This window comes from Achromobacter pulmonis, from assembly GCF_902859765.1.
Lineage (GTDB): Bacteria > Pseudomonadota > Gammaproteobacteria > Burkholderiales > Burkholderiaceae_B > Achromobacter > Achromobacter pulmonis.
Genome location: NZ_CADIJV010000017.1, coordinates 84,251 through 107,271, shown reverse-complemented (window position 1 = coordinate 107,271; position 23,021 = coordinate 84,251). Strand labels below are relative to the sequence as shown.

The window sequence follows — 23,021 nt, the reverse complement described above, 5'->3', positions numbered from 1 at the left end:
CAGCAGATTGACGCGGGCGCCGCGCCGGGCCTGCGGGCCGGCCCAGGCCGCCGCCAGGCGGTAGCCCAGGCTGCTCAGGCGCTCACGCTGGTGCTCCAGGCGCTGCGCCGGCGACACCAGTTGCGCGGTGGCGCGGTCCAGCCGCTGCGCGGCGCGCTCCAGTCGGCGTTGCTGGCCGCGCGCCAGCGTTTCGGCCGCATACATCACGCGGCCGAGCAGGTCCGAACGCGGCACGCACGCCAGCTCCGCGGCCGCGGTCGGGGTGGGCGCGCGCACGTCGGCAACGAAATCGGCGATGGTGAAGTCGGTTTCATGGCCGACCCCGCTGATGGTGGTGATGGCGCTGGCGTCGATGGCGCGCGCCAGGTCCTCGTCGTTGAAGCTCCAGAGATCCTCGATGCTGCCGCCGCCGCGCACCAGCAGCAGCGTGTCGACCTCGCCCCGCGCATTGGCCAGGCGGATCTGCGCGGCCAGCCGGCCAGCCGCGTCCGCGCCCTGCACCGGCGCCGGATAGATGATGACGGGCACTTGCGGCGCGCGCCGCGCCAACGCCGACAGCACATCACGCAACGCGGCCGCGTGCAGCGACGTAATCACGCCGATGGCGCGCGGCAGCGGCACCGGCTCGCGCTTGCGCGCCGGATCGAACAGGCCCTCGGCGGCCAGTTGTTCCTTCAAGCGCAGGAAAGCCTCGTAGAGGTTGCCGATACCCGCGCGGCGCATGGCGTCGGCCTGCAGTTGATAATCGCCGCGCGGCTCGTACAGTGACACCCTGGCCCTGATTTCGACCTGGTCGCCGGCGCGCGGCACGAACCCCACTGCGCTGGCGCGGCCCCGGAACATGACGGCCCGCACCGCGGCGCGGCTGTCCTTGAGCGTGAAGTACCAATGCCCGGAAGCCGCCTGCGTGAAGTTGGAAATCTCGCCGCGCACCCACAGCGCCGGAATGCTGCGCTCCAACAATTGCCCCACGGCTTGGTTCAGCTGGGCAACTGTGAGGATATCCCGCGCAAATACGTTGTTTGTGACCGCAAGTTCAATTGTCATAGGGCTTTCCGACGCTTAGCTGTCCACAGGACATACGCAGCGGGCCGCAATGATACCGCGTCCGGACATTTTTGCCGCCACCGGCCCGAAAGCCAGCAAATTCGACTCAAATCCATGATTTATATGGAATTTTTAGCCAAGCGCAGCTGCTCGAAATGAGAGCAACCAAGCGCAAGCCCTGTGCCCGCAAGCGTTCCGGCGAAGTTTTACACAGAATTATCCACAAATTCTGTGGATAGTTTGGGAGGGTGGCCACCCTTGCCACATCCGCGCCGCGCCGTTACAGTTTCGGCTTGATCAGTTGCCGGCGCGCCGCCCGGCCCCTCCCCTGGAGTCGACTGTTTTGCTTTCCATCTTGCGCGAGGCCGGCTGGCCGATCTGGCCCCTGCTGGCGACTTCCGTGCTGGGCCTGGCGCTGATCTTCGAGCGCTTCCTGTCGCTGCGCCGCAGCCAGATCCTGCCGCGCGGCCTGAACGAACAGGTGGCCGACATGCTGCGCAACCGCCAGGACAGCCCCGAGGCCCTGAACCGCCTCGAACGCAATTCCCCGCTGGGCCGCGTGCTGGCCGAGGTCATGCGCCACCGCCACCTGCCGCGCGAGGAACTGCGCAGCGTGGTCGAGGACACCGGCCGCGCCGTCGCCCACGATCTCAGCCGCTACATCCCCGCCATCGGCACCATCGCGGTGGTGGCGCCGCTGATGGGCCTGTTCGGCACCGTGGTCGGCATGATCGAGATCTTCGGTTCGTACACGCCCGGCGGTGGCGATCCGGCCCAGTTGGCCCGCGGCATCTCGATCGCGCTGTACAACACCGGCTTCGGCATCCTCATCGCCATTCCCGCCATGATCGCCCACCGCTACCTGCGCAGCCGGGTCGATGGCTATCTGAACGCCATGGAAATCTCGGCCGCGCGCCTGGCGCGCGCCGTCGCGCCCGGCTCGCGCGAGGACCGTTCATGAATTTCCGGGGTTCGCGGGGCGACCGTGACGAGCTGGACATCAACCTGATCCCGCTCATCGACGTCCTGTTGGTCATCCTCATCTTCCTCGCGGCCACCACCTCCTTCGCCCGCTTCACGCAGTTGAAGGTCACGCTGCCACAGGCCTCGGCCGAACAGGAAACCCCGCCGGCGCTGGAAGTGGCGATCAGCCAGGACGGGCGCTATGCGCTCAACGGCACCTTGATCGACGTGTCCACGCCGCCCGAGATCGCCGAGGTGCTGCGCCAGGCGGCGGCCGGCAAGACCGAACCGCTGGTGGTCATCAACGCCGACGCCCAGGCCACCCACCAGTCCGTGATCAACGTGATGGAAGCGGCCCGCCTGGCCGGCATCGGCCGCGTCAACTTCGCCGCCCAGACCGCCCGGTGAACACGCCTTCCCCCAAGGCCTCGCTGCTGGCGCGCCAATGGCAGCATGGCGGCTGGCTTTCCACCCTGCTGCGGCCGCTGGCGGCACTGACCGCGCGCGTGGTGGCGCGCAAGCGCGCCGGCTATCGCGATGGCCGCAGGCCGGCGTACCGCGCCCCCGTGCCGGTGGTGGTGATCGGCAATATCTACGTCGGCGGCACCGGCAAGACCCCCATGGTGATCGCCACCGTCGAGGGCCTGCGCGCGCGCGGCTACACGCCCGGCGTGGTCAGCCGCGGCTATGGCGTGAAGCTGGGACCGCAGGCGCGCGTCGGCCGGGGAGAACTGGAAGCGGCGCGGTTCGGCGACGAGCCGGCGCTGATCGCGCGCACCACCGGCGCGCCCGTGGCGGTGCATCCGCGCCGCGCGCTGGCCGCCCAGGCACTGCTGCGCGAGCATCCGCAGGTGAACGTGATCGTGTCCGATGATGGCCTGCAACACCTGGCGCTGGCGCGCGACGTCGAGATCGTGGTGCAGGACCCGCGCGGCATCGGCAATGGCCGTCTGCTGCCCGCCGGCCCGCTGCGCGAACCGGCCAGCCGGCTGCGCGAAGTGGATGCGGTGGTGACCAATATCGGCGTGCCCGACGGCCGCGCCGCGCCGCCGCAGGCGACGGGTCCGCGCCAGGTGGCGATGTGGCTGGAGCCGGCCGACGCGCGCCGCATCGAGGATGGCGCCCGGCGACCGCTGGCGGACTTCGCCGGCCAGCCAGGCGTGGCCGCGGCCGCCGGCATCGGCAATCCCGAACGCTTTTTCACCACCTTGCGGTCGCAGGGCATCACGCTGGCCGCGACGCTGGCGCTGCCGGATCATCACGATTACGCCCGTTCGCCCTTCGCGGGCCTGGCGGCCACGACCATCCTGGTGACGTCCAAGGACGCCATCAAGTGCGCGGCGCTGCACGACGCGCGCCTGTGGGAAGTGCCTGTGCGGGCCGGCTTTTCCGACCCCCTGTTGTTCGACTGGCTGGCGCAGCGCCTGCGCCAGCCACGCCCAGCCTAGAAGAACGCCGCCCGCGCCGGGGCCGGACGCTTGGCGTATTCCGCCAGGGCACGCTTGCGGGCAGATGCCGCGCGCAGGCGCAACAGCGCCAGCGGCAAGTGAACCAACAGCAGCAATGCCGCCAGCGCGAGCCACAGCACGCGCGCCAGCGACGGCCAGGGGTCGCGCAGCGCGCGCTGCGCATCGATGTCGACCACGGTGGCGCCCGAGGCCTCTTTGCCGACCGCAGTAACGAAGCCGGCGACCTGGAATGGCAGGGCGCCATCCGCCGCCATCATCGCGGCCCGCTGGTTCCAGGCCTGCAGCGGGTCGAAATCGCCGGCACGGTTGTGGCGCGGCTGCGGCAATTGCGGCAGCTCAGCATAAGGGCCGGGCGCCACGTTCAACACCACGCCGCCGCGCTGGCGCTCGGCCAGATCCTGGCTGGCCCGCGCCACCGCGTGGCGCACCACCAGCGCCATGCTGGCCCTGGCCTGGTTGCGCACCTCGTCGGCATTGCGCGAAATGATCACTGCATCGTCGGAATTGTCCTTCTGCTTGAAGGCGCCGGCCTGCGCCAGCCGCAGCAGTTCCAGCCAGTTGACAGGCTCGTCGCGCGCCAGCAGCAGCTTATCGACCAGGCCGGACTTCAAGCGATCGCACTCGGCGATGGCCTCGCCGGTCGCCGCATCGCACGCCAGCTCCGTGGTCAGGATCAGATCGGTCACCCGGCTCACCGTCAGCGCCGAGATATTGCGGGCGTTGTAGCCGGCCAGCGGGTTGGCGGCCGCGCCGCGATAGACCTGGGTGCGCACCAGCAGATCCATCATCGGGTTGGGACGGGTCTTGAGAAAGCCGCCCGAATACAGTTGCAGCACCGCCGGCGCCAGGCCCAGATCGCTGGCCGCAAGCGCATCGCCCTGCCAGCGTACGCGCGCGCAGTCGATATGCACTTCGCCGGGCCGATCGGCATCCGGCTGGAACTGGCAGCGCCCGGCGCCCTTGAGCGCGATCATATCGCCCGGCGCGGGCGGATCCTGCGCCAACGCCGCGGCCGATTCGTAGGTGCGCAACGGCGCGCCGCGCGCCCAGGCGGTGGTCAGCGCGAGATCGCCGGGCAATTGATCGCCAGACCCCAGGCCCAGCGCGGCGCCGGCGATCAGACCGGCCAGCGCCAGCGTGACATGGCGGCCCCAGAACACTTGCGGGAACCGGCGCTGTTCCTCGTCCACCGAATAACGCTGCCCGAGCCGCAACACGGCGTAATCCTCGACCCGCAGATCGACGTCGACGCGCCTGTCCTCCGGCAATTCCAGCCCTTGGCGCCAATGGTCCGGCAGCGATACCGGGATCTTGTCTCCCAGGAACAGCTGGGTCGACACCGCCTGCGCGTTGGCCGGGTTGGTCAGCACAATGGCGTTGAGCTCGCCGCGCGCGCGATTGACCTTCTGCGGCGCGCCCAGCGGGCGGCGGCGCCAGGTCAACCACAGCGCCAGCAACGCCCACGGCGCCGCGCCGGCCAGCCAGGGCCAGCCGCCGCCAGCCGCGGCCACGCCCAGGCAGCCGAAAGCCGCCAACCACAGCATCGCGGGCCAGAAAGCGATGCCGACGGAGCGCCGCGCCGCGATCTCGGCAGGCGTTTCGTCGCGCTGGCTCAGGATCTCGACACGCATGGCCTGCTCGAACTCGCGCTCGGCCTGGCCCGCCGGGGCGCCGCGATCCGTGTCGACGGCCTCGCCGGCGTCGACCACATTCTGCATGTCGCCCAGCTTGCCGCTGTTCCATTGCTGGTTCTGCTTCTGCCGCCGCGCTTCGCGCTCGCGCCCGCCCGCCAGGTCGAATTCGCCATTCAGCCCGACCACGATGGCGAATTTCTCCGTCACCACCACTTCGGCCTGGTTGTCCTCGCGCAGGTAATCGAGCGCGTCGTAGGGCAGCACCACATCGACGTCACCCAGCGTGTTGTGCATGGTGGTGCCGCCGTGGCTCGATTCCAGCCCGTGGCGCACAAAGGCGCCACGCAGCGGGAACACCCCATCGCTCACCAGCGCCACGCTTTGGGTGGGCTTGGCCGGTTGCACCAGGAACGGCTGCAGCAGGGCCTGTTCCTCGGCGCTCAAACGGCGCAGGGGCTGGCCATTCTGCTTGAGCTGGCGCAACGCCCCCTTGTTGTCACTGCGGCGCATCATGTAGGTGATGGCGCTGATGACCGACCAGACCAGGATGATGAGCATCAACCCGATGCGTATGCTGTTGGAATCCATTGTCCTGTTTTTTCCTCTTTCCTCGTGTTGCGGCGCATCATAGCCACCATCCGTCCCGAAATTTCTAACGGCCGCGTCAAAATATAACAATACTTAACAGAGCGAATACTTCAGCCTCCCCCCCGCGCGGACCGGATGCCGCCCGCTTTGCGGCGCATACCGAGACCGGACGCGGGCTGTGACGGTCCAAACTGTTTTAGAATCGCGATCATGGAATCCCGCCTTCTCGACATCCTCGTCTGCCCCCTGTGCAAGGGCCGCCTCGAACACGACCGGACCCGGGCCGAACTGGTCTGCCGCGCCGACCGCCTGGCCTTCCCGCTGCGCGACGGCATCCCCGTCATGCTCGAATCGGAGGCGCGCTCGCTGGACGACGCCCCCGCCCCCGCCGCCGCCTGACCCGCGCCATCGTGAGCTTCATCGCCCTGATTCCGGCGCGTACCGCCTCCACCCGCCTGCCCGACAAGCCGCTGGCCGACATCGCCGGCAAGCCGATGGTGGTGCGCACCGCCGAACGCGCGCTGCAATCCGGCGCAGCCCGGGTCTACATCGCCACCGATGACGCCCGGGTCCAGGAGGCGGCGCGGGCCCATGGCCTGCATGCCCTGATGACCCGTGGCGACCACCCCACCGGCACCGACCGGCTGGCCGAGGCCGTCGAACAGCTGGGCCTGCCGGACGACGCCATCGTGGTCAACGTGCAGGGCGACGAACCCCTGATCGAACCGGAACTCATCGACGCGGTGGCCGCGCGCCTGGTCGACAGCCCGCAGGCGGACATCGCCACCTGTGCCTGTCCGCTGGCGGACGCCGAGGCGCTGTTCAATCCCAACGTGGTCAAGCTGGTCTGCGCCAACGACGGCCGCGCGCTGTATTTCTCGCGCGCGCCGATCCCATGGGCGCGCGATGCGCTGGCCGGCGGCGCGCGCGTGCTGGCCGAGGGCCTGCCCGCCTGGCACCACATCGGCCTGTATGCCTACCGCGTGTCGTTCCTGCGCCGCTTCCCGACCCTGCCGCAGGGCGTGCTGGAACGGTTCGAGTCGCTGGAACAGTTGCGCGCCATGGAGCATGGCCACGTCATCGTCGTCCATCAGGCTCCGCATCCTCCGGCCGCCGGCGTAGATACCCCGGACGATCTGGAACGCGTTCGCTTGATCTACCGCAATCGTATATAAGGGTTATTTCGCATGGCGCGGCCCCGCAGAGGCTGTTGCATTGCGGCATAATCGCTCGGATCACAAAAATTAAACCCCATTCAGGAGCACTCATGCGTCTCATCTTGCTCGGACCGCCCGGCGCCGGCAAAGGCACTCAGGCCGCGTTTCTCACCCAGCACTTCGGCATTCCCCAGATTTCCACCGGCGACATGCTGCGCGCGGCGGTCAAGGCCGGCACGCCCCTGGGCATCGAAGCCAAGAAGGTCATGGATGCTGGCGGCCTGGTCTCGGATGAGATCATCATCGGCCTGGTGCAGGACCGCCTGAAGCAGCCCGACTGTGCCAACGGCTACCTGTTCGACGGCTTCCCGCGCACCATCCCGCAGGCCGACGCCCTCAAGAGCGCCGGCGTCAAGCTGGACTACGTGGTCGAGATCGAAGTCCCCGAGGAAGACATCATCGAACGCATGAGCGGCCGCCGCGTGCACCAGCCCAGCGGCCGCAGCTACCACGTGCGCTTCAACCCGCCCAAGGTCGAAGGCAAGGACGACGTCACCGGCGAAGACCTGATCCAGCGCGACGACGATCGCGAGGAAACGGTGCGCAACCGCCTGAACGTATACCGCCAGCAGACCCGTCCGCTGGTCGACTATTACTCGTCGTGGGCCCAGCAGAGCCCGGCCGACGCGCCGAAGTATCGCAAGATCTCCGGCGTCGGCGCGGTCGAGGAAATCAAGTCGCGCCTGTTCGACGCCGTCAATAGCTGATTGGCGCTGCGCAGGCCCCGGGGCCTTCGGCGCCGGCCGGACGCACAGCGTTCCGGCCCCGGCCCGAAGGCCTTGTCGCATCCGGCGCCCGCCGCGCCGTTTTCATCCTTTGAATTGATCTGGTGGTAGAGACATGGAAATCGCGAACAAGGTATTCATCGTTACCGGTGGCGCATCCGGCCTGGGCGCCGGCACCGCGCGCATGCTGGTGGCCAACGGCGCCAAGGTGGTCATCGCCGACCTGCAGGACGGCCCGGGCGAGGAACTGGCCAAGGAATTGGGCCAGCGCTACGTGCACTGCGACGTGACGCAAGAGGCCGATGGCCAGCGTGTCGTGGCCGCGGCCAAGGAACTCGGCCCGCTGTTCGGCCTGGTCAACTGCGCCGGCGTGGCGCCCGCCGCCAAGATCGTCGGCAAGAACGGCGCGCATCCGCTGGACCTGTTCCAGAAGGTCGTGTCGATCAACCTGATCGGCAGCTTCAACATGATGCGCCTGGCCGCCGAGGCCATGAGCGGCAACACGCCCGAGCCCACCGGCGAGCGCGGCGTGATGATCAACACCGCGTCGGTCGCCGCGTTCGACGGCCAGATCGGCCAGGCCGCCTACGCCGCCTCCAAGGCCGGCGTTGCCGGCATGACCCTGCCGATCGCCCGCGACCTGGCCAAGACCGGCATCCGCTGCATGACCATCGCCCCCGGCATCTTCGGCACCCCGATGATCTTCGGCATGCCGCAGGAAGTGCAGGACTCGCTGGCCGCCAGCATCCCCTTCCCCGCCCGCCTGGGCCGCCCGGAGGACTACGCCAAGCTGGTGCACAGCATCATCACCAATGACATGCTGAACGGCGAAACTATCCGCCTGGACGGCGCCATCCGCATGCCGCCGAAGTAATCGCCCGACGCCCCCTCCCCGGAGGGGGCGATGCTTTGGGCGCCGGCCTGCCGGCGCCCCTCCCTTGCAATACCCCGGGCAGGCCCGCCCGTTTTCTTTCGCAGTCACCCCATGAGCCTGTTCCGTTCGGCCGCCACCGTCAGCAGCTTCACCCTGCTGTCCCGTATTTCCGGGCTGATCCGCGACATCCTGGTGGCGCGCGCTTTCGGCGCCGGCCCCATCACCGACGCCTTCTGGGTCGCCTTCCGCATTCCCAACCTGTTGCGGCGGCTGTTCGCCGAGGGCGCCTTCGCGCAGGCCTTCGTGCCGATCCTGGGCCATGCCCGCAACAGCCGTTCCGAAGCCGAGGTCCGCACCCTGCTTGACCGGGTGGCGCTGCTGCTGACCGCGGCCCTGATGGCGGTCACGCTGGTCGGCATCATCGCCGCGCCCTGGGTGGTGTCGGCCATGGCCAGCGGCCTGCGCGGCGCGGCGCGCGATACTGAATTCGGCGCCGCCGTCTGGATGACGCGGGTGATGTTTCCCTACATCTTCTGCATGTCCCTGATCGCGTTCGCCTCGGGCGTGCTCAACACCTGGCGGCGCTTCGCGGTGCCGGCGTTCACGCCGGTGCTGCTGAACCTGTCCATGATCGCCGCCTGCCTCTGGCTGGCGCCGCGCATGGAGGTGCCGGTATACGCGCTGGCGATCGGGGTGATGGCCGGCGGCGTGGCGCAATTGGCGGTGCAATGGGTGGCGCTGGCGCGGCTGGGCCTGACGCCGCGCTTCTCGCTCGGCCTGCGCGCGGCCTGGGCCGACCCGACCGTGCAGCGCATCCTCAGACAGATGGCGCCGGCCACGCTGGGCGTGTCGGTGGCGCAGATCTCGCTGCTGATCAACACCAACATCGCCACCTGGCTCACGCCCGGCAGCGTCACCTGGCTGTCTTTCGCCGACCGCCTGATGGAATTCCCGACCGCGCTGCTGGGCGTGGCCCTGGGCACGGTGCTGCTGCCCAGCCTCTCGGCGGCCCACGCCCGCGACGATCGCGGCGGCTACAGCGCGCTGCTGGATTGGGGCCTGCGGCTGGTACTGCTGCTGGGTCTGCCGGCGGCGGTGGGCATGGCGCTGCTGTCGGACGGCCTGGTGGCCACGCTATTCCATTACGGCGCGTTCTCGGCGCAGGATGTGCTGCAAACGCGGCTGGCCGTGATTTCCTATTCGGCTGGGCTGATCGGCCTGCTGGCAGTGAAGATCCTGGCGCCCGGCTTTTACGCCCGGCAGGACATCCGCACCCCCGTGAAAATCGCCATCGGCGTGCTGATCCTGACCCAATTGATGAACCTGATGCTGGTGCCGTTACTGGCGCATGCCGGCCTCGCACTGGCGATCGGACTGGGCGCCTGCCTGAACGCACTGGCCCTGCTGATCGGCTTGCGCCGCCGTGGCATCTATCTGCCCGGCAGCGGCTGGGGCCGCTTCGCGCTGCGGCTGATTCCGGCCCTGGCGGCGCTGGCGGCCCTGTTGGTCTACGCCGATGGCCGCATCGACTGGATCGGGCTGCAGGCCCACTCGGGCCTGCGCGCGCTGTGGCTCGGCGGTGTGCTGGCGGCCAGCGGCGTGGTCTACTTCGGCATGTTGTTACTATTTGGGTTCCGTCCCCGGGACTTCGGACGTCGCTCGGCCGCCTGATGTGGGGCGTTCACGCCCCAATCTCCGAAGAAAAGCCGGCTACCCGCCGGCTTTTTTTGCATTTGATTCGTCAAGAATTGACAAGCAGCCGGTAATCTTTGGTAAAAAACCTTTATTATTTACAAATTGCCAACGAAAGGACTCCCGCCTGGTTAGCCAGGCGGCGTGATGAAGTGAAGTACGCCCAAGGACAACCCATGGCGGACCAAGTGATCAATTGGTTGCTGCTGCTGCGCTCCGGTAAAGCGACAGCACAGGACTACAACGATTTCCTGGCGTGGCGCGCAGCCGATCCTCTCCATGAAAACGCCTGGCAGCAATTGACGGGCACACTGGCGGGATCGAATTTCGGCCGGTTGGGCGATGCCTATCCGGCCGGCTATGCCACGACGGCGCCGCCTCCGCAGATTCCCTCGCCGCCAGCCGCCTCGGCCGTCGGCGCGCCGCCGCGCCGGCGTTTCCTGGCCGGCTCGCTGGCGCTCGCCAGCGCCGGCGCCTGCGCCGCGTACGTGGGCAATGCCTTTTACCCCCTGAGCAACGTCGCGGCCGATGCCGCCACCGCCACCGGCGAACGCCGCCGCTACATCCTGTCGGACGGCAGCCAATTGCTGCTGGACGCGCGCAGCCGCGTCAATCTGGACTTCACGCCGGCCTACCGCCAGGTGCGGCTGCTGGACGGCGCCGTCACGGTGTCGGTGGCGCCCGATGCCCGCCGGCCGTTCCTGGTGCAGACCGCCGAAGGCACCGTGCGCGCCCTGGGCACCCGCTACATGGTGCGCCAGCAGGCCCAGCGCACGGTCGTGGTGGTGCATGAACACGAGGTCGTGGTGGAAACCATGGCCGGTGCCCATGGGATCGTGCGCGCCGGCACCGGCGCGCGCTTCGATGCCTCGCGTATCGACACCCCGCGCGCCGAGCTGATGGCCGAGGCCGCCTGGGAGTCCGGCTGGGTCGACGCCCGCGGCCGCCCCCTGGCGGAAATCGTCGCCGCCCTGCGCCCTTACCGCAGTGGCACCCTGCGCGTCTCCATGGCCGCCGGCGGCCTGCCGGTATCCGGCCATTTTCCGCTGGACGACACCGACGCCGCCCTCGAAGCGCTGCAGGACAGCATGCCGATCCAGGTGCGGCGCTACACCCCGTGGTTCGTCTCGATCAACGTCGCGACCTGACCACGCCAGCTTCCTATTTACGGCGCGGCGCTGTAACGAATAGCGGCTTCGTTGTATACTGAGCACCGTATTTTTATCCAGTAGGCGCAGCAGGAACGCCACTGGGTCGCAACCTGGCGTTGTTTCCTCGATGCCACAAGGTTCCGGCCTGGTTACCCCGCTCCCTGCGGAACCGCTTGCGCAGCTCCCGCAGCCCCAACGGTTTCCCCGCAGCGCCCCCCGCCCGGTTGACGGGCGCTCCATCGGCAGACACGGCATTTAAAGCTTGCAATCCCCAGGGGACTTGCTAAAATGTTCGACTTTGCCGAATTCAACTTATATAGCAACATGGCCAATACCGCCCAAGCCCGCAAGCGCGCTCGCCAATCCGTTGAGCGCAACAAGCATAATTCCAGCCTGCGCTCGATGCTGCGCACCGCCATCAAGCGCGTTCGCCAATCCATCGCCGCTGGCGACAAGGCTGCGGCTGGCGAAGTGTTCCAAAAGGCCAGCAGCGTGATCGATCGCGTGGCCGACAAGAACATCATCCACAAGAATAAGGCCGCTCGCCACAAGAGCCGCCTGGCCGCCGCCATCAAGGCGCTGGCCTAAGCCATTCTGCCGCCCCGCCACACGGGGCGTCATGAATACGGCAAATGAAGAAGGATGCCCAAGGGCATCCTTTTTTTTGCTCGCGTTTTTTTACCCGTGTTTTGCCTGCGCCGTGTTTTCCCTGTGCGCGGCCGCTTTCAATCCTGCCGCGCCGCGAGCCGGGCCAGCAGTTGTGCCGCCTCGTCGCGCAGGGTGGCGGTAAAGGGATCGACCAGCGGGTTTCTGGGGCGATGCTCGGGGAACACCAGATTGACGCGGAACGGAAATGAACGCCGCAACGGCCGCAGATGCAGGCCCCGGCCGCTGAAGTCGAGCGCGGTCAGCGGATTGACGATGGCCAGGCCCAGCCCCTGGCGCACGAACGCGCACACCGACACCGCCGTCGGCGTTTCGATGATGGAACGCCGCAACACCCCCTGCGCCGCGAACGCCTCGTCGATCTGGATACGGTAGGGATCGCTGGGCGACAGGCTGACGAACGGCTCGCCGGAGAAATCCGCCAGGTCGAGCGCCTGCCGCGCCAGCAGCGGGTGGCCATCGGGCAGCACGGCAACTTCGTCCACTTCGATCAGCAATGCCAGCCGGGTGCCGGCCGGCGCCAGCTCGTGTTCGGTCAGCCCCAGGTCATAGCGCTGGGCCGTGAGCCACTCCTCCAGGAACGGCGATTCCTGCGCCTCCAATGCCAGACTCACGCCCGGGTGCGCCTGGCTGAACCGGCGGAACGCGCCCGGCAGCAGCGAATGCGAGAACGCAGGCAACGCAATCACGGCCAACTGGCCGCCCTGAAAGGCGCGCAAGCGGGCCGCCGTGGACGCGACCCGCTCCAGCCCGGCATACGACTGCCGCACTTCGTCATACAGCGCCAGGGCAGGCATGGTGGGCCGCAAGCGGCCGCGCACGCGTTCGAACAGGTCAAAGCCGATAGCCTGTTCCATGCGCGCCAGTTCACGGCTGACCGTGGGCTGCGAGGTGAACAGCAGTTCGGCGGCCTTGGTGACGCTGCCGGTGATCATCAGCGCGCGGAAGACCTCGATATGCCGGTGGGTCAACATGCCAAATCCATATCAGCAATGAATAGATGTCGAAAATCCAGGCATTTTACTGGATGACATGATTGGGGCATGATCGCGGCCTGATTTCCATTTTTTCCACCCGCTTGCCCCATAAGGTTTCGTTCAGATGGCTTTCGATCCGCGCCAGCTCACCCAACTCGCCGCCGAGCACGGCACCCCGCTGTGGGTCTACGATGCCGCCGTGATCCGCGAGCGCATCGCGCAGCTGCGCCGTTTCGACGTGATCCGCTACGCGCAGAAAGCCTGCTCCAACCTGCACATCCTGCGCCTGATGCGCGCCGAGGGCGTGATGGTGGACGCGGTGTCGCAGGGCGAGATCGAGCGCAGCCTGGCAGCCGGCTTCGAGCCCGCGGGCGAGCCGGCCGGCGTGGTGTTCACCGCCGACCTGATCGACCACGCCACGATGGCCCTGGTGATCAAGCACGGCATCACCGTCAATGCCGGTTCGCTCGACATGCTCGAACGGGTCGGCCAGCAGGCGCCGGGCCACCGCGTATGGCTGCGCATCAACCCGGGCTTCGGTCACGGCCACAGCAACAAGACCAATACCGGCGGCCCGCAAAGCAAGCACGGCATCTGGATCGACGACGTCGCCGAGGCCATCGCCATCGTGCGCCGCCATGGCCTGAAGCTGGTCGGCATCCACATGCACATCGGTTCGGGCGTGGACTATGGCCACCTGTCCAGCGTGTGCGATGCGATGGTCGATGTGGTCGCCTCGCTGGACCATGACATCGAGGCGATCTCGGCGGGCGGCGGCCTGTCGATTCCGTACCGCGAGGGCGAGCCGCGCATCGACTGCGACCACTACTTCGAGCAATGGGACGCGGCCCGCAAGCGCATCGAACAGCGCCTGGGCCATGCCGTGCGGCTCGAAATCGAACCCGGCCGCTTCCTGGTGGCCGAGGCCGGCGCGCTGGTGGCCGAAGTGCATGCGATCAACCGCCGCCCCGAGCGCGACTTCGCGCTGGTCGACGCCGGCTTCAACGACCTGATGCGACCGGCCATGTACGGCAGCTATCACCGCATCTCGGTGCATGCGCCGGACGGCGCCACGCCGCCGACGGCCACGGCCCGCATCGCGGTGGCCGGTCCGTTGTGCGAATCGGGGGATGTGTTCACGCAGGATGCCGGCGGCGTGGTCTCCGACCAGCCGCTGCCGCGGCCGCGCATCGGCGACTTCCTGGTCTTGCATAACGCCGGCGCTTATGGCGCGTCGATGTCCTCGAACTACAACACCCGGCCGCTGGCGGCCGAGGTGCTGCTGGACGGCAACGCGGCCCGCCTGATCCGCCGCCGCCAGACGGTGGCCGACCTGCTGGCGCTGGAGCAATAAGGCGCGGCGCTCGGCCGCGGCGCGGGTCGTGGCCGAGCCATCACCACGGACTCAGGTGGGAAAGGCCTCGCGCAAAGCGAAGGTGGCCTGCTTGAACACGCCCAGGTCGGTGCCGACCGCGACGAAGTGCATGCCCATGTCCAGGTAGCGCCGCGCGTCCGTCGGCACCGGCGCCAGGATGCCCACCGCCTTGCCCTGCGCGCTGACGCGCTGGTAGAGGTGCCGGATCGCTTCCTGCACTTCCGGATGCCCGGGATTGCCCAGATGGCCCAGGGCCGCGGCCAGGTCCGACGGACCGATGAAAACCCCGTCCACGCCCTCGACCGCCGCGATCTCATCGACCGCCTCGATACCCGCGCGGCTCTCGATCTGCAGCAGCACGCAAATATTGTCGTTGATGGTCTTGAGGTAGTCCGGCACCGTGCCGTAGCGGTTGCTGCGCTGCATGCCGGCCACGCCGCGCATGCCCTGCGGCGGATAGCGCGTCGCGGCCACGGCGCGGCGCGCGTCGTCCTCGGATTCGATGAAAGGGATCAGCAGGTTGTAGAAACCGATATCGAGCAGGCGCTTGATCTCGACCGGATCATTCCAGGTCGGCCGGCCGATGGCGGCGCTGGCGCTGCCCTGCAGGGCCTGCAGTTGCTGCAGGAACATCGGCACGGTGTTGGGCGAATGCTCGCCATCCAGCAGCAGCCAGTCAAAGTCGGCCAGGCCCGCCAGTTCGGCGGTGATGTGGCTAGACATGCACATCCAGAAACCGATCAGGCGTTCGCGCGCCAGGATGCGTTGGCGAAAGCGGTTGGGCAAGGGTGAAGTCATTGCTGCGTGTTTCCCATCTGATGAAGCCCCGGCGCCGCCCGGCGCGCGGGGTGTGTTGCCACTCCGTGGTCAGTCCATGCGGGCGCCTGAGGCCTTGACCGCCCCGCCCCACTTGCTGATTTCGGATTGGACGAAGGCCGCGAACGCCTTGGGGTCGTTGCCGACCACCACGAAGCCTACGCTTTCCAGCTTCTGGCGGATATCCGGTGAGGCCAGGGCCTTGACGGTGGCCTGGTTCAGCCGCTGGATGATGGCCGGCGGCGTCTTGGCGGGCGCGGACAGGCCGAACCAGGATTCGGCGGCGAAGCCCGGATAGCCGGACTCCGCCACCGTGGGCGTGTCCGGATAGGCCGGATTGCGCTTGGCGCTGGCTACCGCCAGGGCCCGCAGCTTGCCGGACTTGACCTGCGGCAGCAGCGTATCCTGGTTCAGGAACATCACCGACACGCGCCCGCCGATCATGTCGGTAATGGCCGCCGCGCCGCCCTTGTAGGGCACGTGCACCAGATCGATCTTGGCGGCCTGCTCGAGCATCTCCATGGCCAGGTGACCGGACGAGCCGTTGCCCGAACTGGCATGGGTGTACTTGCCGGGATTGGCGCGCACCAGCTTGATGAAGTCGGCGAAGTTGGTGGCCGGGAAGTCCATGTTGGCCACCAACACGTTGGGGCCGGTGGCCAGCAGCGAGATGTGGGCGAAGTCGCTGTCGCGGTACGGCATGCTCTGGTAGAGCGAATAGCTGATGGCGTTAGACCCCACGCCCGAGAGCAACAGCGTATAGCCATCGGGCTCGGCCTTGGCCACCACGTCGGAACCGATGTTGCCATTGGCGCCGCCCTTGTTCTCCACCACCACGCTCTGGCCCAGCTCCTTGGACAGTTCGGCAGCCAAAAGGCGCCCGACCGCGTCGGTGCTGCCGCCGGCCGGGAACGGCACGACCAGCTTGACCGGCCGCGTCGGCCAGTCCTGGGCCAGCAGCAGCCCCGGGGCCACTGCGGCGGCCGCGCCCAGTGCGATCGCGGCCAGTCCCAGCCGGCGGCGCGCCGGCGATGTCTTGTGTTGCATGGTTGTCTCCTTGTCGTGTTTTTCTAATGCTTGCCGCCCGGTGACCGGGTCGGTGGATGACCGCGCGGCTTGCGCCGCCCGGCGGGGAAAACCTCATTGCCGCCTGGCGGCGCGCTCAATCCAGCAGATACGGCACCTCCGCGCGCTGGCAGATTTCGCGCAGGCGGGAAGCCAGGGCGGCAGGAATCGGGATGCCGTCGATGCGGCGCCGCGCCCGCTCGGCGGCCTCGGGCTCGCCGGCCACCAGCACCGGCTCGTCGGGCCGCGCTGGCGGCGTGTCGTGCAAAGTGTCGATCAGGTCGTCCATGTCCGACTCGAACGAACCGCTGGCGCGGAACGCATCGGGGTTCAGCGCCAGGAAGAAATGGCCGACATCGTCCGGCTCGCCCGGCCGCCGCGTGACGTTGCGCCGCGCCGCCAGCGCGCTGCCGCTGAGCGTGCCGCCCAGGATCTGCGCCATCATCGCCAAGCCATAACCCTTGTGGCTGCTCATCGCCACCGTGCCGCCCAGCGGCGTCAGGCCACCCTCGGGATGCTTGAAGATGTACTGCATGGCGGCATCGGCCGCGGTGACCGGTTCGCCCTGCCCGTCCACCGCCCAGCCCGGCGGCAGCGGCTTGCCAAGGAAGTCGTAGACCTTGACCTTGTTGGCCGCCACGGTGGTGGTGGCCATGTCGAGCACGAACGGCTCGTTGTGCGCGGCCGGCGCGCCGAAGGCAATCGGATTGGTGCCGAGCATGGGCATGGCCCCGCGCGTGGGCACCATGATGACGCCGTTGGCGCTGCTGGTCACCAGCCCGACCACGCCGCGCTCGACCGCGATGCGCGCATAAACGCCGGCCGCGCCGAAGTGATGCGAATTGCAGACCGACACCGCGCCCACGCCATGCTCCAGCGCCTTGTCGACGGCCAGGTTCATGGCCTGCGCCGCTACCGGATAGCCCAGTCCGCCCATGCCATCCAGCAACGCGCTGGCGCCGCCGTCGCGCACCAGGCGCGGCCGCGCGTCGAGCCTGAGCGTGCCGGCGCGCAGTTTTTCCTCGTACGACGGCAGCATCGAGATGCCGTGCGAATCGATGCCCAGCAGGTCCGTCTCGGCCATCAGGCCGGCGGTGACGGCCGCCAGGTCGGGCGCCATGCCCCAGGCCTGCAACACGATCAGAATCTGCTCACGCACCTGCCCCGCCGATGCCGCTGTCCCTGCCAAACCCTTGCCTTGCACGCGCTGTCTCCTGCTGTTGTCGGTGTGTCATCCGTGGGCGCTGCGCGGGCCGGTCAATCGCGTTCGCGGTCGACCAGCCGGTGGCGCGCCTGCCCCAGGTGGAATTGCATGGCGACCCGGGCGCGCTCGCCATCCTGCGCGCGGATCGCGTCGAGAATGGTGGCATGCTCGTCCAGGACGCGCTGGGCGCGCTGGCGCGACCCGGTGCGGGTCAGGTTGAGCGTCAGGCGCATGAAGCCGTGGATGGACTCGTGGATGCTTTCCAACACCCCGAGATAGAAGTCGTTGCCGGTGGCCTCGGTGATGCTGGCGTGGAACGCCAGGTCGGCCTCGGCCGACATCTGGCCGCGCGCCAGGCTGTCGGCGAACGCGGCGTGCGCGGCCTCGATCTTGTGCAGTTGCTCATCGGTGCGGCGCAGCGCCGCCAGCCGCGCGGCGTCGCCTTCCAGCGCCACGCGCAGTTCCTGCGCGCGCAGGTAGGCGCCGACGTTGCCGACGTCGCTGAAGGCGGTCAGGCGCGGCGCCGGCTGGTGGCTGACGAAGGTGCCCAGGCCCTGGTGCGCGGTGATGAGGCCATCGGCGCGCAGCCGCAGCAGCGCTTCGCGCACCACCGGCCGCGACACGCCGAAGCGTTCGCAAATCTCGTTCTCGGAAGGCAGCTTGTCGCCGACGTTGAGCTTGCCGGCGACGATCTGCTCGAAGATCTGACCGTACAACTGGTCGGCCAGCCGCACACGGTGGCCGCGCTCCAGCACCAGCGCGCCCATGGCGTCCGGCTCGGCGGACGCGGCTGGCGCGGACGGAGGCGATGCTTTGGGTCGGGCCACGAATTCTCCTGGGACGTATCGGCAGCGCTCATCGTACCGTCAATGCCGCGCGCGCGGCCATCAGGCCGCGACGGCTTCGCGATCCCAGGCCGCCAGGGCGCGCGCGACCGGCGCCACGCGCTCGCGCTCGGCGCTGGAGAGGCCTGTCAACAGCGGCAGCATCGGTCCCATGTCGGCCACGCCGGACAGGGTGACGGCGTCGTGCAGCACGCGAATCGGGCTGATCGCGTCACGGCAATCCTCCAGGCCCAGGTAATGCGCGCGCACCGCCTCGGCCTCGTCGTAGCGGCCTTCCTTGAGCCATTGCAGCAGTTGCATCGAGCCGCGCGGGGCCACGCAGACCGAGCCGGAGGTGAAGCTCTTCAGGCCGAAATCGCGGTAGTGGACGATGGCCGGGCGTTCGCCGATGCCGCTGACCACGCGATTGGCATCCACGCTTTGCAGCAACGCCGCCAGGTAGGCATCGCGCGCCGGCTCCTCGCGCACCACGGCGTACTTGAACGCGACGATGCGGCCTTCCTCGACCAGCCGCGCCGCGGTGGCCGGTGCCAGGTAATCGGCCGACTTGATGTAGACCACCGCGGGCTTGCCCAGCGCGTCGGTAAAGCGGCGCACGCCCTCGGCCAGGCCGGCGTCGGTGCAGGGAAACGACATCGGCAACAGCATGGCCGTTGGAAACGCGCGGCTGCGCAGCAGCGCTGCCTGGTCCATCATCTTGCCGAAATCCGGGCCGACCGAAGGCAGGACCCAGGTGTCCGGCCCGGCCAGCGATGCCAGCAAGTCGACGATGCGCGCGTACTCGCCCACGCCGACGTTGTAGAAGTTGGCATTGCCGCCGTACATCACGTTGCGCACCCCGCCCGCTTCCAGGTGCCGCAGCAGGGCCTGGTTGGCGGCTTCGTTCAGCGACAGGTCGGCATGGCGCGCCAGCGGGGGCACCGCGATGACGGAACGCTGCAGGTCCTGGACGGTGACCGGGGAGGTTTTCATGGCGGGGCTCCTGGCGGATTCCCGGGCGGAAATCCAGTTGTTAGATGAGTAGCTTGTAAAAAGTATACTTGGTTGACAAGTAGTCCCTCAATACCTATATTCGTTTCACAAGTCATCGGCATCACGACGGCAAGGCGCGACAGACGCCGGCAGCATTCAGTCCCGGGCCTCGGGCCCGGCGGGAACACCCCACAAACGATGCGCGGCCACGCGCACACGAGGAGACGACTTCCATGCTTGCAGCCCCTTTTCGCGGCCGTCTGGCCCTTGCCGCCTGTCTGGCCGCCGCGGCCCTGCTGCCGGCCGCGGCCCAGGCCGGCGCCGGCTACCCGGCGCGCGACGTCAAGATCATCGTGCCGTTCCCCGCCGGCGGCACCGCCGATATCGCCGCGCGCGTGGTGGCGGCCGAGCTGGGCAAGGCCTGGGGCAAGGCGGTCGTGGTGGACAACAAGGCGGGCGCAGGCGGCAACGTCGGCACCGCCGAAGCGGCGCGCGCCAAGCCCGACGGCTACACCCTGCTCATGGGCACCGTCAGCACCCACGCCATCAACCCATCCGTCTACGCCAAGCTGCCCTACGATCCGGTCAAGGACTTCACGCCGGTGACGCTGGTGATCCCGGTGCCGAACGTGCTGGAACTGAATCCCGCCTTCGCCGACAAACACGGCATCCGCAACGTGGCGGACCTGATCAAGTACCTGAAGGCCAACCCCGGCAGCGTCAATATGGCCTCGACCGGCAACGGCACCTCGACGCATCTGTCGGGCGAGCTGTTCCAGACCATGACCGGCACCCGCATGACGCACGTGCCCTACAAGGGCAGCAGCCCGGCGCTGACCGACGTGATGGCGGGCTCGGCCGACCTGATCTTCGACAACCTGCCGTCGTCGATGGGCTTCATCAAGGGCGGCAAGCTGCGGCCGCTGGCGGTCACCACCACCGCGCGCTCGCCGGCGCTGCCGGACGTGCCGACGATGGCCGAGGCCGGCGTGCAAGGCTACGAGGCTTCCAGCTGGTTCGGCCTGCTGGCGCCGGCCGGCACGTCGCAGGAGATCGTCGACAAGATCCAGCGTGATGTCGCTGCGGCGCTGCGGCAGGCGCCCGTGCGCGCGCAATTGCAGGCCCAGGGCGCGACGCCGTCAGGCAATACGCCGGCACAGTTCACCCAGTTCATGGCGCGGGAAACCGTCAAATGGGCCGCGGTCGTGAAGCAATCGGGCGCCAAGGTCGACTGACCGGCGCCGGCCAGGACCCGGCCGTCACGCGTGGACACCGGGTTCTTCATCATCACGCGAACCAGGAGACACCATGAACCCATCGCTACGCGCGCTCGCGCTGGCCGCCGTCGCGCTGCTTGCCGGACCGGCGGCACACGCCGCCGGCTATCCCGCCAAACCCGTTACCCTGATCGTGCCGTTCGTGCCGGGCGGCTCGTCCGACATCACCGCGCGCAGCGTCACGCCCGGGCTGACCGCGGCCCTGGGCCAGACCTTCGTGGTCGAGAACAAACCGGGCGCCAACAGCGCCATCGGCGCGCAGGCACTGGCCCGCGCCACCGCCGACGGCTACACCATGATGGTCGGCTCGATCGGCACCTTCGCCATCAACGAAGCGCTGTACAAGAACCTTTCGTACAACCCCAGCAAGGACTTCGAATACCTGACCCAGGCGGTGCGCAACCCCAACGTGCTGGTGGCCTCGCCTGGGTTCCCTGCCACCACCGTGGCCGAACTGGTCGACTATGCCAGGAAGAACCCCGGCAAGGTGTCGTACGCCTCATCCGGCACGGGCTCGTCCGACCACCTGTCGGCCGTGCTGTTCCGCCAGCGCACCCGGACCACGGGCGTGGACGTGCCCTATCGGGGTGGCGGCGCCGCCATCGCCGATCTGATCGGCGGCCAGGTCAATGTGTCGTTCCAGAACCTGGGCGCGGTGCAGACCCACATCAAGGCCGGCAAGCTCAAGGCCCTGGCCATCACCGGCGACAAGCGCGCGCCGGACCTGCCGGACGTGCCCACGCTGGCCGAGGCCGGCATCAAGGACATGGTGGTGTATTCATGGCAGGGCTTCGCGGTGCCCAAGGGCACGCCGCCGGAGGTGGCGCAGAAGCTGGCCAAGGCATTGCAGGCCGCCTTGCGCGAGCCGCGCACCGAGAAGACGCTGCAGGGGCTGGGCTTCGAGGTGGTGGCCAATACGCCGCAGCAATTCACCGCGTTCCAGCAGGCCGAGGTCAAACGCTGGAAGGATGTGATCCAGAAAGCCAACATCCAGCTGGAATGAGCCCACGCGGCGGCGCGGCCCGCGGTTGGCCGCGCCCCGCTCAGCCGGATTCAAGGCCGGATCAAGTAGCATGAAGGTTTCGCCACCCACCTGTACGACAACATGACCACCAAGCATCGCATCATCCAGGTCGGCTCGCTGGCCGGCTCGCCCTCCGCCAACCAGCGCCTCGCGGAGCGCTACGACGTCATCGAGCTGTGGAAGCAGCCGGACCGCAAGGCCGCCCTGGCCGAACTCGGCAAGGGCGTCACCGCCATCGTCACCTCGGCCAACTTCGGCGCCAACGCCGAACTGATCAACGCCCTGCCCGACCTGAAGGCCATCTGCAGCTGGGGCGTGGGCTACGAGACCATCGACGTGCAGGCGGCGCAGGCGCGCGGCGTGCAGGTCAGCAACACGCCGGATGTACTGACCGATTGCGTGGCGGACCTGGCCTGGGGCCTGATGATCGCCGGCGCCCGCCGCATGGGCCAGGGCGAACGCTTCGTGCGCGCCGGCCAGTGGGGCCAGGTGCATGGCAGCATTCCGCTGGGCCAGCGCGTCAGCGGCAAGAAGCTCGGCATCGTCGGCCTGGGCCGTATCGGCGAAGCCATCGCCCGCCGCGGCATCGGCTTCGACATGCAGGTGCGCTATCACAACCGCCGCCGGCGCGACGATGTCGACTACGGCTACGAGGCCGCGCTGACCGACCTGGCGGCCTGGGCCGATTTCCTGGTCGTGGCCACCGTGGGCGGGCCGGCCACGCGCCACCTGGTCAACCGCGAGGTGCTGGAAGCGCTCGGTCCGCGCGGCATCATCGTCAACATCGCGCGCGGCCCGGTCATCGACGAGGCCGCGCTGGTGGCCGCGCTCGAGGCCGGCAAGCTCGGCTGCGCCGCGCTCGACGTGTTCGAACACGAACCCAAGGTGCCCGAGGCCCTGATCAAGAGCGACCAGGCGGTGCTGCTGCCGCACATCGGCAGCGCCACGCTGGAAACACGCCAGGCCATGGAAGACCTGATGCTGGAGAACCTGGCGGCGTATTTCGACACCGGCCGCGTGATCACGCCGGTGGCGTGACACGGACGGCACCAACGAAAAAGCCTCTCGGCGCCCATACCGAGAGGCTTTCGACTTCCAGGCCCGAAGACCCGTCCGCCGTGCAAAGGAACTGCGGGATCTTGCGATCCGGTACCGCGTGAACTGCCTTACTTCGCGGGCGCCGTGGCGGTACCCGATTTGCCCATCTTGGCGGCGCCCGATTTCTCGGTGCCGTGCTTGGCGGACATCTTGTCGGACTTGTGATGCTTGTGCTGGGCCTGGGCCTTGCTCTCGCCCGACTTGGTCGTGGCATCGGCGCCCGCCGCGAACGCCGACGGCGCGGCAGCCAGACCGAGGCACAAGGCCGAAGTGGACAGGAACGCAGCGATACGGGAGTGAGTCGTCATTGCATGTACTCCTAATGGTGAAGACCGGGGGTCG

The 23,021-nt window shown here is 68.3% G+C and carries 23 protein-coding genes; 14 read left to right on the top strand and 9 right to left on the bottom strand.

All coding sequences use genetic code 11. The annotated features are described in order from the left end of the window. The coding region (gene xseA, locus HV701_RS15795) for an exodeoxyribonuclease VII large subunit (protein WP_175133977.1) at window positions 1-1,047 on the bottom strand (1,047 nt) is incomplete at its 3' end. A gap of 343 nt (window positions 1,048-1,390) precedes the next feature. Here xseA and HV701_RS15790 point away from each other — a divergent pair. Genes HV701_RS15790 through lpxK form a run of 3 tightly spaced genes read left to right on the top strand, consistent with a single transcriptional unit; the run spans window position 1,391 to window position 3,458 of the window. Beyond that, entirely contained in the window at window positions 1,391-2,008 is a 618-nt protein-coding gene (locus HV701_RS15790; protein ID WP_175133976.1) for a MotA/TolQ/ExbB proton channel family protein, read from the top strand. Beyond that, the gene (locus HV701_RS15785) at window positions 2,005-2,418 is read left to right on the top strand and encodes an ExbD/TolR family protein (protein ID WP_175133975.1); all 414 of its coding nucleotides are present in this window, start codon (window positions 2,005-2,007) and stop codon (window positions 2,416-2,418) included. Before HV701_RS15790 ends, HV701_RS15785 begins: the two co-directional genes overlap by 4 nt. Beyond that, entirely contained in the window at window positions 2,415-3,458 is a 1,044-nt protein-coding gene (gene lpxK / locus HV701_RS15780) for a tetraacyldisaccharide 4'-kinase (protein ID WP_175133974.1), read from the top strand. Before HV701_RS15785 ends, lpxK begins: the two co-directional genes overlap by 4 nt. Here lpxK and HV701_RS15775 read toward each other — a convergent pair. Further along, window positions 3,455-5,701 (bottom strand): IgaA/UmoB family intracellular growth attenuator, encoded by a 2,247-nt coding sequence (locus tag HV701_RS15775; protein ID WP_175133973.1) that lies wholly within the window; start codon window positions 5,699-5,701, stop codon window positions 3,455-3,457. The genes lpxK and HV701_RS15775 overlap by 4 nt on opposite strands. Window positions 5,702-5,911: 210 nt before the next feature. Between HV701_RS15775 and HV701_RS15770 the strand changes: the two genes are divergently transcribed. The 7 genes from HV701_RS15770 (at window position 5,912) to rpsT (ending at window position 11,948) form a co-directional block, all read left to right on the top strand. Beyond that, window positions 5,912-6,100 (top strand): Trm112 family protein, encoded by a 189-nt coding sequence (locus HV701_RS15770; RefSeq protein WP_175133972.1) that lies wholly within the window; start codon window positions 5,912-5,914, stop codon window positions 6,098-6,100. Window positions 6,101-6,111: 11 nt separating this feature from the next. Beyond that, complete coding sequence (gene kdsB, locus HV701_RS15765; RefSeq protein WP_175133971.1) at window positions 6,112-6,876, top strand: 3-deoxy-manno-octulosonate cytidylyltransferase; 765 nt, start codon at window positions 6,112-6,114, stop codon at window positions 6,874-6,876. A gap of 92 nt (window positions 6,877-6,968) precedes the next feature. Further along, window positions 6,969-7,625: an adenylate kinase gene (gene adk, locus HV701_RS15760; protein ID WP_175133970.1), complete on the top strand. Its 657-nt coding sequence runs from the start codon at window positions 6,969-6,971 to the stop codon at window positions 7,623-7,625. A gap of 133 nt (window positions 7,626-7,758) precedes the next feature. Next, entirely contained in the window at window positions 7,759-8,517 is a 759-nt protein-coding gene (locus HV701_RS15755; RefSeq protein ID WP_175133969.1) for a 3-hydroxyacyl-CoA dehydrogenase, read from the top strand. A 111-nt stretch (window positions 8,518-8,628) separates the two neighbouring features. Continuing rightward, a complete protein-coding gene (gene murJ / locus HV701_RS15750) occupies window positions 8,629-10,188 on the top strand; it encodes a murein biosynthesis integral membrane protein MurJ (RefSeq protein ID WP_175133968.1) in 1,560 nt (519 codons plus the stop codon). A 197-nt stretch (window positions 10,189-10,385) separates the two neighbouring features. Further along, a complete protein-coding gene (locus HV701_RS15745) occupies window positions 10,386-11,357 on the top strand; it encodes a FecR domain-containing protein (protein WP_175133967.1) in 972 nt (323 codons plus the stop codon). 327 nt (window positions 11,358-11,684) lie between these two features. Then, window positions 11,685-11,948, top strand: a complete 264-nt coding sequence (rpsT, locus tag HV701_RS15740) for a 30S ribosomal protein S20 (protein ID WP_006396042.1) — start codon at window positions 11,685-11,687, stop codon at window positions 11,946-11,948. Window positions 11,949-12,085: 137 nt separating this feature from the next. Here rpsT and HV701_RS15735 read toward each other — a convergent pair whose 3' ends face one another. Continuing rightward, window positions 12,086-13,000 (bottom strand): LysR family transcriptional regulator, encoded by a 915-nt coding sequence (locus tag HV701_RS15735; RefSeq protein WP_175133966.1) that lies wholly within the window; start codon window positions 12,998-13,000, stop codon window positions 12,086-12,088. A gap of 127 nt (window positions 13,001-13,127) precedes the next feature. On the opposite strand from HV701_RS15735, the gene lysA reads away from it, so the two are divergent. Next, window positions 13,128-14,357 (top strand): diaminopimelate decarboxylase, encoded by a 1,230-nt coding sequence (gene lysA, locus HV701_RS15730; protein WP_175133965.1) that lies wholly within the window; start codon window positions 13,128-13,130, stop codon window positions 14,355-14,357. A 51-nt stretch (window positions 14,358-14,408) separates the two neighbouring features. Here lysA and garL read toward each other — a convergent pair whose 3' ends face one another. The 5 genes from garL to HV701_RS15705 form a co-directional block, all read right to left on the bottom strand. Continuing rightward, window positions 14,409-15,176 carry a 2-dehydro-3-deoxyglucarate aldolase gene (garL, locus tag HV701_RS15725; protein WP_175133964.1) on the bottom strand — a complete coding sequence of 256 codons (768 nt, stop codon included), beginning with the start codon at window positions 15,174-15,176 and terminating at the stop codon, window positions 14,409-14,411. A 69-nt stretch (window positions 15,177-15,245) separates the two neighbouring features. Further along, a complete protein-coding gene (locus HV701_RS15720; protein WP_175133963.1) occupies window positions 15,246-16,241 on the bottom strand; it encodes a Bug family tripartite tricarboxylate transporter substrate binding protein in 996 nt (331 codons plus the stop codon). A gap of 115 nt (window positions 16,242-16,356) precedes the next feature. Then, the gene (locus tag HV701_RS15715) at window positions 16,357-17,463 is read right to left on the bottom strand and encodes an Ldh family oxidoreductase (RefSeq protein WP_217467968.1); all 1,107 of its coding nucleotides are present in this window, start codon (window positions 17,461-17,463) and stop codon (window positions 16,357-16,359) included. A 53-nt stretch (window positions 17,464-17,516) separates the two neighbouring features. Then, entirely contained in the window at window positions 17,517-18,230 is a 714-nt protein-coding gene (locus tag HV701_RS15710) for a FadR/GntR family transcriptional regulator (RefSeq protein ID WP_175133988.1), read from the bottom strand. 120 nt (window positions 18,231-18,350) lie between these two features. Further along, the gene (locus HV701_RS15705) at window positions 18,351-19,280 is read right to left on the bottom strand and encodes a dihydrodipicolinate synthase family protein (RefSeq protein WP_175133962.1); all 930 of its coding nucleotides are present in this window, start codon (window positions 19,278-19,280) and stop codon (window positions 18,351-18,353) included. Between the two features lie 233 nt (window positions 19,281-19,513). Between HV701_RS15705 and HV701_RS15700 the strand changes: the two genes are divergently transcribed. The 3 genes from HV701_RS15700 to HV701_RS15690 all read left to right on the top strand — a co-directional run bounded on the left by HV701_RS15700 (window position 19,514) and on the right by HV701_RS15690 (window position 22,619). Next, on the top strand, window positions 19,514-20,515 hold the full coding sequence (locus tag HV701_RS15700; protein WP_175133961.1) for a tripartite tricarboxylate transporter substrate binding protein: 1,002 nt from the start codon (window positions 19,514-19,516) through the stop codon (window positions 20,513-20,515). 73 nt (window positions 20,516-20,588) lie between these two features. Beyond that, window positions 20,589-21,560 (top strand): Bug family tripartite tricarboxylate transporter substrate binding protein, encoded by a 972-nt coding sequence (locus tag HV701_RS15695; protein ID WP_175133960.1) that lies wholly within the window; start codon window positions 20,589-20,591, stop codon window positions 21,558-21,560. 102 nt (window positions 21,561-21,662) lie between these two features. Then, the gene (locus tag HV701_RS15690; RefSeq protein ID WP_175133959.1) at window positions 21,663-22,619 is read left to right on the top strand and encodes a 2-hydroxyacid dehydrogenase; all 957 of its coding nucleotides are present in this window, start codon (window positions 21,663-21,665) and stop codon (window positions 22,617-22,619) included. Between the two features lie 128 nt (window positions 22,620-22,747). Here HV701_RS15690 and HV701_RS15685 read toward each other — a convergent pair whose 3' ends face one another. Further along, window positions 22,748-22,987 (bottom strand): hypothetical protein, encoded by a 240-nt coding sequence (locus tag HV701_RS15685; protein WP_175133958.1) that lies wholly within the window; start codon window positions 22,985-22,987, stop codon window positions 22,748-22,750. Between the last annotated feature and the right edge of the window lie 34 nt (window positions 22,988-23,021).